The sequence below is a fragment of the Pseudomonas sp. R62 genome, from assembly GCF_000257605.1.
In the GTDB taxonomy this organism is placed as follows: Bacteria; Pseudomonadota; Gammaproteobacteria; order Pseudomonadales; family Pseudomonadaceae; genus Aquipseudomonas; species Aquipseudomonas atacamensis.
Map to the genome: position 1 here is coordinate 2,544,182 of NZ_JH635998.1, position 11,576 is coordinate 2,555,757.

The window sequence follows — 11,576 nt, forward strand, 5'->3', positions numbered from 1 at the left end:
AGGAAGAGCGTCAGCAGAACCTGGTCTACCCGGAAAAAACCATTCTGGTCAGCGAAGAGCTGACGCCGGCGATGCTCGGCGAGGTGCCGGAAGGCACGCTGGTCGGTCTGGTTTCGGTACTCGGTTCGGGTAACTCTCACGTCGCGATTCTCGCCCGAGCCATGGGCATTCCGACGGTGATGGGCCTGGTCGACCTGCCGTACGCCAAGGTCGACGGCATCGAAATGATCGTCGACGGCACCCGTGGCGAGGTCTACACCAACCCCAGCGAAGTGCTGCGCAAGCAGTTCGCCGAAGTCGTCGAAGAAGAGAAACAACTGGCGCTGGGCCTCGACACCCTGCGCGACCTGCCGTGCGTGACCCTCGATGGCCATCGCATGCCACTGTGGGTCAATACCGGCCTGCTCGCCGATGTGGCGCGGGCGCAGAAGCGTGGCGCCGAAGGGGTTGGTCTGTACCGCACCGAAGTGCCGTTCATGATCAACCAGCGCTTCCCGAGCGAGAAGGAACAGCTAGCGATCTACCGCGAACAGCTCGCCGCGTTCCACCCGCAACCGGTGACCATGCGCAGCCTCGACATCGGTGGTGACAAGTCGCTGTCGTACTTCCCGATCAAGGAAGACAACCCGTTCCTCGGCTGGCGCGGCATTCGCGTGACCCTCGACCACCCGGAAATCTTCCTCGTGCAGACGCGTGCGATGCTCAAGGCCAGCGAAGGCTTGAACAACCTGCGGATTCTGCTGCCGATGATCTCCGGCACCCACGAACTCGAAGAAGCCCTGCACCTGATCCACCGTGCCTGGGGCGAAGTGCGCGACGAAGGCACCGACGTGCCGATGCCGCCGATCGGCGTGATGATCGAAATCCCGGCAGCGGTGTACCAGACCAAGGAACTGGCGCGGATGGTCGACTTCCTCTCCGTTGGCTCCAACGACCTGACCCAGTACCTGCTGGCGGTAGACCGCAACAACCCGCGCGTCGCCGACCTCTACGACTATCTGCACCCGGCGGTGCTGCAAGCCCTGCAAACCGTGGTCACTGACGCCCATGCCGAAGGCAAACCGGTGAGTATCTGCGGCGAGATGGCCGGGGATCCAGCGGCGGCGGTGCTGTTGATGGCGATGGGCTTCGACAGCCTGTCGATGAACGCCACCAACCTGCCGAAGGTGAAGTGGATGTTGCGTCAGGTGAACCTGAGCAAGGCGCAGGAGATGCTGGCGGAACTGATGAAGATCGATAACCCGCAGGTTATCCACAGCTCGCTGCAACTGGCGCTGAAGAATCTCGGGTTGGCGAAAATGAATTCGCCGGTGGTGACCAAGGCTCTCTAAAGATCAAAAGCCCCTCACCCTAGCCCTCTCCCAGAGGGAGAGGGGACTGATTGGGGGATGCTGCAGAACTCCGTCGACCTGTAAGTGCTTTGCTGAATCCGTAATGGACTCGATCTTTCAGGTCGATGTATACCGCAAGACACTTCGGTCGGCCCCCTCTCCCTCCGGGAGAGGGCTGGGGTGAGGGGCTGCTGCTAGACACAAACCTCAACTTCCCCGAGATGCCCACCATACGGCCCAAAGCTGCGCTCTACCATCCGCCGCGTGCCGTCCGCTTGTACGATCAACGCTGTACTCGCTCGGGTCCCATAGCTCTGGCTGGCAATAAACACGCTCGACAACAACGCTTCCGTCGCCATGCCCACTCCCGTATCCGGCAACTCCGCCTCGGGCGCGGTCTGCGCATCGCTCAGCAAGGCCAGCAAGCGCTCAGGTTGCGGATCGTCCAGTACCGCGCTCAACGCAGCCTTGGCCTTGAGCAGTTTTGGCCAAGGCGTATCCAGCCCCGCGTTGGATAAACCATAAACCCCGGGCTGCAACATCACCGACTCCGACGCCCGCGCATTGAAATGCCACAGCTCATGGGCATTGCCCAGCAGCAGATTGAAGCCAGCGTATTCGCCCGCACGGCCCACCACATCGCTCAAATAATCATCAATCGACAGATCGTCAGCAAGAAAGCGCGCCACCAGTTCGCCCCGGGATTTGGTCGCCGGTGGCTGTTGCGGATCGCGAATATTGGTCAGCGCGGCGAAGCGTCCGTTGGCGCCGATCCCCAGCCACGTGCCGCCAGCTTCAAGATCACGCCCGGCATGCACATGCGGCGCCTCGGGCCACGGCGCCAGTGGCAGGCTGGGGCGGGCGTAGAACTCGTCGCGGTTGGCCGCGACGATCAGCGGCTGGGCATGGCCCGGGCGCCAGGCGAAAACAATCAGGCACATAAGGTGGTCCTTGTGTGTTTTTTGCCCACTCTACGCATCCGGCGTCCGTGCATCCATCGCCAGTGGAGCAGAAGGCTGCGCATCCGTTAACATGCCGCTCCAGTTTTGCCGATGCGTGCTGGAGACGGTCATGGAATTTCTGCTCTACCTGGCGCTCGGCGCCTGTGCGGGCGTGCTCGCCGGGCTGTTTGGCGTTGGCGGCGGGATCATCATCGTCCCGGTGCTGGTGTTCAGCTTCACTTTGCAGGGCTTCGATCAGTCGATTCTTACGCACTTGGCGGTAGGGACGTCGCTGGCGACGATCATCTTCACCTCGGTCAACGCCGTGCGTGAACATCACCGCCGTGGCGCGGTGCGCTGGGCGATTTTTCGCTGGATGACCGTGGGTATCCTGCTCGGTGCCGGTTTCGGGGCGCTGACCGCAGAAGCCATCTCCGGGCCGAACCTGCAAAAGATTATCGGCGTGTTCGCTCTGGTGATCGCCGTGCAACTGGCGCTGGATGTCAAACCCAAGGCCAGCCGAACGGTGCCGGGCAAACTCGGTCTGACCGCTGCCGGTACGGTGATTGGCTGGGCCTCGGCGATTTTCGGTATTGGCGGCGGCTCGCTGACCGTGCCGTTTCTGACCTGGCGCAGCGTGCCGATGCAGCAAGCCGTGGCGACCTCGTCGGCCTGTGGCTTGCCGATTGCTCTGGCCAGTGCAGCAAGTTTCATGATTCTGGGGTGGCACGATCCGTTGTTGCCGGCCCATAGTCTCGGTTTTGTGTATTTGCCGGCATTGTTGGGCATCGCCCTGACCAGCATGGTGTTCGCTCGGCTCGGTGCGCGTTTGGCACACAGGTTGTCGCCGCGCTTGCTGAAAAGGCTGTTCGCCGCTTTGCTGTTCTGCGTGGGTTTGAGCTTTCTGCTCTGACCGCGTGGCAATCCTGGCTTAATCCTGAGGTGGCAGCGTCGCCCGGGAATTTCGCTTTCAACTCTAACAAGGAGTCGCAATGCTGCCTTACCCGCAGATCGACCCGGTGGCCCTGGCCATCGGTCCGCTGAAAATCCACTGGTACGGTCTGATGTACCTGATCGGCATCGGCGGCGCGTGGCTGTTGGCGTCGCGCCGGCTCAACCGCTTCGACCCGACCTGGACCAAGGAGAAACTCTCCGATCTGGTGTTCTGGCTATCGATGGGCGTGATCGTCGGCGGCCGTCTGGGCTATGTGCTGTTCTATGATCTGAGCGCATACCTGGCCAACCCGACACTGATTTTCGAAGTGTGGAAGGGCGGCATGTCGTTCCACGGCGGATTCATCGGCGTGATGCTCGCGGCCTTGTGGTTCGGCAAGCGCAATGGCAAGTCGTTCTTCCAGTTGATGGACTTTGTCGCGCCGATGGTGCCGATCGGCCTGGGCGCCGGGCGCATCGGCAACTTCATCAACGCCGAGCTGTGGGGCAAGGCCACCGACGTGCCATGGGCCATGGTGTTCCCGCCTTTCAGCGATCCGGCGCAGTTGCCGCGCCACCCGTCGCAGCTGTATCAGTTCGCCCTCGAAGGCGTGGCGCTGTTCCTGATCCTGTGGATCTTCTCGCGCAAACCGCGCCCGACCATGGCGGTCTCCGGCATGTTCGCGCTGTTCTACGGCATCTTCCGTTTCATCGTCGAGTTCGTCCGCGTGCCTGATGCGCAGTTGGGCTATCTGGCGTGGAACTGGCTGACCATGGGTCAGGTGCTCTGCGTGCCGATGATTGTCGGCGGGCTGTTGCTGATCTGGCTGGCCTATCGTCGCGCCCCGGCAGCGCCACTCGCGCCGACGGCTTAAACTACGAACCCCGGCGCGCGACGCCGGGGCTCCAAGGACACAGGTAACTCATGAAGCAATATCTCGAACTGGTCTCGCACGTCATTCAGAACGGCACCAAGCAAGCCAACCGCACCGGTATCAACACCATCAGTTTCCCGGGAGCGATGCTGCGTTTCGATCTGCAGGAAGGTTTCCCGGCGATCACCACGCGCAAAATGGCTTTCAAATCGGCCATCGGCGAGATGTGCGGGTTTCTGCGTGGCGTGAACAACGCCGCTGAATTTCGCGCGCTGGGCTGCAAGGTCTGGGACCAGAACGCCAACGAAAACGCGCAGTGGCTGGCCAACCCGTTCCGCCAGGGCGACGACGACCTCGGTGAAATCTACGGCGTGCAATGGCGCAAGTGGCCGGCGTACAAGCAGATCCCGCTGAGCAACACTGCCGCCATCGAACAGACCCTGAGCAACGGCTACAAGCAGATCGCTCAGGGCGAGGAAGACGGCCAGGCCTACGTCGTGCTGTACAAGGCGATCGATCAGGTACGCCAGTGCGTCGACACGATCATCAAGGATCCGGGCAGCCGCCGCATTCTGTTCCACGGCTGGAACTGCGCCCAGCTCGATGAAATGGCCCTGCCGCCATGCCATCTTCTGTACCAGTTCCACCCGAACGTCGAGACCAAAGAGATTTCTCTGACTCTCTACATCCGCTCCAACGATCTGGGCCTGGGCACGCCGTTCAACCTCACCGAGGGCGCCGCGCTGCTGAGCCTGATCGGGCGCCTGACCGGCTACACGCCGCGCTGGTTCACCTATTTCATCGGCGATGCGCACGTCTACGAGAACCACCTGGACATGCTCAACGAACAGCTCAAGCGCGAGCCGTTTGCCATGCCGAAACTGAAAATCTCCGACCGCGTGCCGGAGTTTGCCAAAACTGGTGTGTATCAGCCGGAATGGCTGGAACTGGTCGAGCCGAGCGACTTCTCGCTGGAAGGCTATGAGCATCACCCGCCAATGACTGCGCCGATGGCGGTCTAAACCACACCGCAATATCCCTGTGGGAGCGAGCCTGCTCGCGAAGAGGGCGTGTCAGTCGCAGATGTGTCGACTGATACACCGCTTTCGCGAGCAGGCTCGCTCCCACATTTGGTTGTGTGTTGGGCTCAGTGGCCGTGGCTACGGCCGACGTGGGAATGCTCAACTTCGGTTGCAACAACCCCGCCACTCACTTCCAGCCGCTGCAAGATCCCGCATTGATCCGCCTCCGGCCCTTCGCCACAGCGTTGGCGCAGGTCGAGCAGTTGTGTCTGCAAGGCCAGCAAGCCGTCAATTCGCGCCTTCACATGCTGGATGTGTTCGTCGATCAGCGCGTTGACGCTCTCGCACTGATCCTGCGGGCTGTCGCGCAGGGCGAGGAGGCTGCGGATTTCTTCGAGGGTCATGTCGAGGGTGCGGCAGTTGCGGATGAAGGTCAGGCGCTCGGCGTGGGCCTGGGTGTAGACGCGGTAGTTGCCGTCGCTGCGCGCCGGTTCTGGCAGGAGGTTTTCGCGCTCGTAGTAGCGGATGGTTTCCACGGCGCAGTCGGTGAGTTTCGCCAGTTCGCCGATCTTCATGACGGCCATCTCCAAAAGGGTGCTTGACCCTATAGTGGCTACAGGGTCTTAACTTGGCAACAGGCACCTTCATGGACGCGACCAATGAGCGATTCCCCGCACACCCACAAGCCCGGCGACGGCCACGATCACAGTCATGAATTGCAGCCGGTGCATAAACATTCGCACGGCGGCGATTCCTGCTGCGCTTCGAAAGCTGCGCCGGCCCCGGTTCATTCGCACGAAGATTCCTGCTGCTCGTCGAAAGCCGCAGCGCCTGCCCTGGTGCAACTAAGCGAAAAGACCAGCGCCGACGCGCGCCTGAGCAGCTTCCGCATCGAGGCAATGGACTGCCCGACCGAGCAGACGCTGATCCAGAACAAACTCGGCAAACTCGCTGGTGTGCAGCAGCTGGAATTCAACCTGATCAACCGCGTGCTTGGCGTGACCCATAATCTGCCGGGCACCGAGCCGATTACCGAGGCGATCAAATCCCTCGGCATGCACGCCGAGCCGCTGGAGGCGGGTGTCGATGCGCTGGCCCCGGCTGCGGTGAAAAAACACTGGTGGCCACTGGCGCTGTCCGGTGTGACCGCGCTGGGCGCCGAAGTCATCCACTTCACCAGCGCTGCCCCCGACTGGGTGGTGGCGATTGTTGCGCTGGTGTCGATCCTCAGCGGCGGCCTCGGCACCTACAAAAAGGGCTGGATTGCCCTGAAGAACCGCAATCTCAACATCAACACGCTGATGAGCATTGCGGTGACGGGCGCGGTCCTCATCGGCCAGTGGCCGGAAGCGGCGATGGTGATGTTCCTGTTCACTGTCGCCGAGCTGATTGAAGCACGCTCGCTGGATCGCGCGCGCAATGCGATCAGCGGCCTGATGCAGATGACCCCGGAGCAGGCCACGGTCTTGCAGGCCGACGGCAACTGGCTCGAACAAGAGGTAAAAAGCGTCGAACTGGGCGCCCGCGTGCGGGTGAAACCCGGCGAGCGCATTGCCCTGGACGGCACGGTGGTCAGCGGCAGCTCGACCATCGACCAGGCGCCGATAACCGGTGAAAGCCTGCCGGTGGAAAAAACTGTCGGCGATAAAGTCTTCGCTGGCACCATCAATCAGGCCGGCTCGCTGGAATACACGGTCAGTGCTGCGGCCAACAACTCGACCCTGGCGCGGATAATTCACGCAGTCGAACAGGCCCAGGGCGCGCGGGCGCCGACCCAGCGTTTCGTTGACCAATTCTCGAAAATCTACACCCCGGCAGTGTTCGTCTTTGCTTTGGCCGTGGCGGTCATTCCGCCGTTGTTCATGGGCGCGGTCTGGTTCGACTGGATCTACCGCGCGCTGGTGTTGCTGGTGGTTGCCTGTCCGTGCGCACTGGTGATTTCCACCCCGGTGACCATCGTCAGCGGCCTCGCGGCAGCCGCGCGCAAGGGCATTCTGGTCAAGGGCGGCGTGTATCTGGAGGGCGGCTTCAAGCTTGATTATCTGGCGCTGGATAAAACCGGCACGATCACCCACGGCAAACCGGTGCAGACCGATTACCTGTCGCTCGATCCGACAGCCGATGCCAGCGCGCCGGCCATCGCTGCCGCGCTGGCCGGGCGTTCCGATCACCCGGTGTCGTTGGCGATTGCCAATGCTGCTGTGGATAAAAACTTCACCGCGCTGACTGTGGATAACTTCGCCGCGTTGGGCGGGCGGGGCGTCAAAGGCGACATCAACGGCCAGACTTATCACTTGGGCAACCATCGTCTGATTGAAGAATTGGGCCTTTGCTCGCCGCAACTGGAAGAGAAGCTGTTCGCGCTGGAAAAACAGGGCAAATCCGTGGTGCTGCTGCTCGACAGCTCAGGCCCGCTGGCGCTGTTCGCCGTGGCCGACACGGTCAAGGAAACCAGCCGCGAAGCGATTCGTCAGTTGCATGAGCTTGGGGTGAAAACCCTGATGCTGACCGGCGACAACGTCCACACCGCGCAAGCGATTGCCGCCCAGGTCGGCATCGACGAGGCGCGCGGCGATTTGCTGCCGACCGACAAGCTGCAAGCCATTGAAGATTTGTACAAGCAGGGCCACCGGGTCGGCATGGTCGGCGATGGCATCAACGACGCCCCGGCACTGGCCCGCGCCGAGATCGGTTTCGCCATGGCCGCCGCCGGCACCGACACGGCGATCGAAACCGCCGATGTCGCCCTGATGGACGACGATCTGCGCAAGATCCCCGCGTTCATCAGTTTGTCGCGCAACACCGCGAGCATCCTGAAACAGAACATTGCCTTGGCGCTGGTGATCAAGGCGATCTTTCTTGCGGTAACCTTCGCCGGGCTCGCCACCATGTGGATGGCGGTATTTGCCGATATGGGCGTGAGCCTGCTGGTGGTGTTCAACGGTTTGCGCCTGTTGCGCAAATAAACGTGAGGGATGGTTGTGCTGAGTGCCGAGCTGAAAGCGTTTTACATGGTCGCCCGCCTGGGCAGCATCACGCTGGCGGCGAAAAAGCTCGGCCTCAGCCAACCGACCGTGACCACGCAGATTCGTAACCTGGAAAGCCAGTATTCGGTGGAGTTGTTCTACCGTGGCGGGCGCCGACTGAGCGTCAGTGACGAAGGCGCGCGCTTGCTGCCGATGGTCAAGACCCTGTTGCAGCAAGAGGCGGACATCGAGTTTTTCCTGCGCAACAGCGGCCAGGTGCAGGGCACGCTGCGCATTGCCGCGACGGCGCCGTATTACATCCTCGATCTGGTAAAAACCTTCCGCGAGCGTTTGCCGCAGGTCGAAGTGTCGGTGGAGATCGGCAATTCGCAGCAGGTGCTGGAAGCGCTGGAGGATTACCGCGTGGATGTCGCGGCTTCGTCGCAGTTGCTCGACGATGCGCGGTTGATTCGCCGGGTGCTCGGCACCGATCCGCTGGTGCTGGCGGTGCATCGCAATCATCCGTTGGCGGCGCAGGAACATGTGACGCTGAACGCGCTGGCCGGGCATACGCTGCTGATGCGCGAACCCGGTTCGACCACGCGGCGCCTCACCGAAGAGTTGCTGGCCAGCGCCGGAGTGAGCTTCGGGCCGCTGCTGGAAATCGGCAGCCGTGAGTCGATTCGCGAGGCGGTGCTGCGCAATATCGGTATCAGCATCATTGCGCGGCAGGAGGTGCCGCATGATCCGCAACTGAGGGTGCTGACCATTGAGAATGCACCGCAGATTCCGGAGTATCTGTATTGCCTCAAAGAGAGGAAGGGTGCGCGGTTGCCGGCGGCGTTCCTCGGCTTGGCACAAGAGATGTCTCCTGCGTAATGATCGTTCCCACGCTTTGCGTGGGAATGCAGCCCGGGACGCTCTGCGTCCCAAAAGCCGAACGCGGAGCGTCCGATGAGGCATTCCCACGCAGAGCGTGGGAACGATCTGCAGTGAACCAAAATCCTCGAATACCACTATCAGCGGTTTTTGCCTCGTTGCCACATGACGGACGCATTACAGCTCTAGGATTGGCCTCATCCGTTTGCTGAGGTCCGTCCATGAATCCTGCCATCGCAACTGCCCTGACCAACCCCGGCGCGCCGATGAAAGTGCGCGGCGTGCACAAGCGTTTCGGTGCGTTCACTGCGCTGGATAACGTCTCCCTCGATGTCGCCGCCGGCGAACTGGTGTGCCTGCTCGGCCCGTCGGGCTGTGGCAAGACCACATTGTTGCGCTGCATTGCCGGGCTGGAGCAGCAGGACAGCGGCGAGCTGTATCTGGGCGATCGCGATGTCTCGCACCTCGCCCCGCAAGCGCGGGATTACGGGATTCTGTTCCAGTCCTACGCGTTGTTTCCCAATCTGACGGTCGAGGCGAACATTGCCTACGGCCTCGCCGGCAGCGGCCGCGATGAAGTGCGCCGGCGAGTCGGTCAGATGCTGGAACTGGTCGGTCTCAGCGGCAGTGAGAAAAAGTACCCAGGCCAATTGTCCGGCGGTCAGCAACAGCGAGTAGCGCTCGCTCGCGCATTGGCGCCGGCGCCGTCGCTGCTGTTGCTCGATGAACCAATGTCGGCCCTCGACGCGCGGGTGCGCGAGCACTTGTGCACCGAGCTGCGTCAGCTGCAACGCAACCTCGGCATCACCACGCTGATGGTCACGCACAATCAGGACGAAGCGATGTTGATGGCCGATCGCATCGCGGTGATGAACAACGGCCGCGTCGAGCAGTACGCCACCCCGCAGGAAATCTACAACCGCCCGGCCACGCCGTTCGTGGCCGAGTTTGTCGGCCAGGGCAACTGGCTACCGTTCCAGCGCAGCAGCGACAGTCATGCCCGGGTCGGCGGGATGAATCTGCGCTTGGCCGAGGGCAGCGTGCACGGCGCTTCGGGTCGACTGTTCTGCCGCCCGGAGGCGATCAACGTCAACCCGCTGGTGCACGAAGAGAACCTGTTTCCGGCCAAAGTTCGCGAAATCACTTTCCTCGGCAACCGCTGCCGGATGAGCTTCGAACTTGATCAATTGCCGGGCCACGCACTGCTCGCCGAAATCGCGCCAGAAGCCATGCCGCGCCTCGGCGCCCAGCAGATCATGGTCGCCTTGCCGCCGCGCAGTTTGCAGGTGTTCGCCTGATGAACAGCAACCTCGCGCTGCCGCTACCGCACAAGCAGGTGCGACAGTCCTCGAAAGCCGAGATCGGCGATCGCCTGTTCGTGCTCGGCGGCAAAGTCCTCCTTCTGGTGTTGCTCGGCCTCGCGGTGCTGCTGCCGTTGCTGGCGATCTTCTGGCGCGGTTTCAGCAATGACGCCGGGCAGGGCGGTGGCTGGCTCGCGGCGAAGGAGTTGGTGACCAGTGCCAATTTCCATTGGCTGCTCGGCAACAGCCTGAAAGTGTCCCTCAGCGTGGCGGCCATTGTCGTACCGCTGGCCTACCTGTTTGCCTACGCGCTGCAACGCACGCTGATTCCGGGCAAAGGCATCTGGCGCGGGATCTCGCTGCTGCCGCTGATGGCGCCGTCGATGCTGCCGGGAATTGCGCTGGTCTATCTGTTCGGCAACCAGGGCATGCTGCGTGGGCTGCTCTCGGACAATATCTATGGCTTCTGGGGCATTGTGCTGGGCGAGGTGATCTACACCTTTCCCCATGCGCTGATGATTTTGCTCTCGGCATTGTCGCTGGCCGATGCACGTCTGTTCGATGCCGCATCGAGCATGGGCGCCAGTCCGGCCAAGGCGTTTCGCAGCATTACCTGGCCGGCGACCCGCCAGGCGGTATTCGCCGCGTTCTGTCTGGTGTTCACCCTGACGATTACCGATTTTGGTGTGCCGGTGGTGGTCGGTGGCGACTATCAAGTGCTGGCGCTGGAAGCCTACAAAGCCGTGGTCGGCCAGCAGCAATTCGGCCGCGGCGCGTTGATCGGCATGGTGCTGTTGCTGCCGGCGCTGTTCAGTTTCGGTGTCGATGCGTGGTTGCGTCGCCGCCAAGGTGACTCCATGAGCGGGCGCGCGCAGGTGTTCAAACCGCTGCCGTCGAAAATGCGCGACGGCTGCTATCTGGCGATCGTTTTGCTGATTTGCGTCGCGCTGCTGCTGGTGTTCGGCATGGCGGTATTCTCGTCCCTGGTGAAATTCTGGCCGTACAACCTGTCGCTGTCGCTCAACCACTATCAGTTCAACGAGACCGCCGGCGGTGGCTGGCTCGCCTACGGCAACAGTCTGAAAATGGCGCTGGGCACCGCGCTGATTGGCAGCGTGCTGATTTTCACTGGCGCCTATCTGATGGAGAAAACCCGCACCCAGCGCGGCTTGAACCTGGCTTTGCGCATGCTCAGCTTCGTGCCGATGGCGGTGCCGGGGCTGGTGCTGGGCCTGGGCTACGTCTTCTTCTTCAACCTCAGCGGCAATCCGCTGCATGTGCTGTACGGGACGATGACGCTGCTGATCGTCTGCACCATTGCGCACTAT

At 62.1% G+C, this 11,576-nt stretch carries 10 protein-coding genes; 8 read left to right on the top strand and 2 right to left on the bottom strand.

Annotated elements, in window-relative coordinates; translation table 11 throughout:
• Nucleotides 1-1,331 (top strand): phosphoenolpyruvate--protein phosphotransferase (gene ptsP / locus OQK_RS12440; RefSeq protein WP_016772680.1); only part of this gene is annotated, 1,331 nt, incomplete at its 5' end.
• A 194-nt stretch (nucleotides 1,332-1,525) separates the two neighbouring features.
• Here ptsP and OQK_RS12445 read toward each other — a convergent pair.
• Nucleotides 1,526-2,272, bottom strand: coding sequence for an NRDE family protein (locus OQK_RS12445; protein WP_016772681.1), 747 nt, complete (start codon nucleotides 2,270-2,272; stop codon nucleotides 1,526-1,528).
• Between the two features lie 130 nt (nucleotides 2,273-2,402).
• Between OQK_RS12445 and OQK_RS12450 the strand changes: the two genes are divergently transcribed.
• The 3 genes from OQK_RS12450 to OQK_RS12460 all read left to right on the top strand — a co-directional run bounded on the left by OQK_RS12450 (nucleotide 2,403) and on the right by OQK_RS12460 (nucleotide 5,102).
• The gene (locus OQK_RS12450; protein ID WP_016772682.1) at nucleotides 2,403-3,185 is read left to right on the top strand and encodes a sulfite exporter TauE/SafE family protein; all 783 of its coding nucleotides are present in this window, start codon (nucleotides 2,403-2,405) and stop codon (nucleotides 3,183-3,185) included.
• Between the two features lie 79 nt (nucleotides 3,186-3,264).
• Complete coding sequence (gene lgt / locus OQK_RS12455; protein ID WP_016772683.1) at nucleotides 3,265-4,080, top strand: prolipoprotein diacylglyceryl transferase; 816 nt, start codon at nucleotides 3,265-3,267, stop codon at nucleotides 4,078-4,080.
• Nucleotides 4,081-4,130: 50 nt separating this feature from the next.
• Entirely contained in the window at nucleotides 4,131-5,102 is a 972-nt protein-coding gene (locus OQK_RS12460; RefSeq protein WP_016772684.1) for a thymidylate synthase, read from the top strand.
• 125 nt (nucleotides 5,103-5,227) lie between these two features.
• Here OQK_RS12460 and cadR read toward each other — a convergent pair whose 3' ends face one another.
• The gene (gene cadR / locus OQK_RS12465) at nucleotides 5,228-5,677 is read right to left on the bottom strand and encodes a Cd(II)/Pb(II)-responsive transcriptional regulator (RefSeq protein WP_016772685.1); all 450 of its coding nucleotides are present in this window, start codon (nucleotides 5,675-5,677) and stop codon (nucleotides 5,228-5,230) included.
• An 84-nt stretch (nucleotides 5,678-5,761) separates the two neighbouring features.
• Between cadR and OQK_RS12470 the strand changes: the two genes are divergently transcribed.
• The 4 genes from OQK_RS12470 to OQK_RS12485 all read left to right on the top strand — a co-directional run.
• Complete coding sequence (locus tag OQK_RS12470) at nucleotides 5,762-8,068, top strand: heavy metal translocating P-type ATPase (protein WP_016772686.1); 2,307 nt, start codon at nucleotides 5,762-5,764, stop codon at nucleotides 8,066-8,068.
• 15 nt (nucleotides 8,069-8,083) lie between these two features.
• Nucleotides 8,084-8,947: a LysR family transcriptional regulator gene (locus OQK_RS12475; protein ID WP_038861192.1), complete on the top strand. Its 864-nt coding sequence runs from the start codon at nucleotides 8,084-8,086 to the stop codon at nucleotides 8,945-8,947.
• A gap of 221 nt (nucleotides 8,948-9,168) precedes the next feature.
• Nucleotides 9,169-10,245 (top strand): putative 2-aminoethylphosphonate ABC transporter ATP-binding protein, encoded by a 1,077-nt coding sequence (locus tag OQK_RS12480; RefSeq protein WP_016772688.1) that lies wholly within the window; start codon nucleotides 9,169-9,171, stop codon nucleotides 10,243-10,245.
• On the top strand, nucleotides 10,245-11,576 hold a 1,332-nt coding region (locus OQK_RS12485; RefSeq protein WP_038860904.1), incomplete at its 3' end, for an ABC transporter permease subunit. The genes OQK_RS12480 and OQK_RS12485, both read left to right, overlap by 1 nt.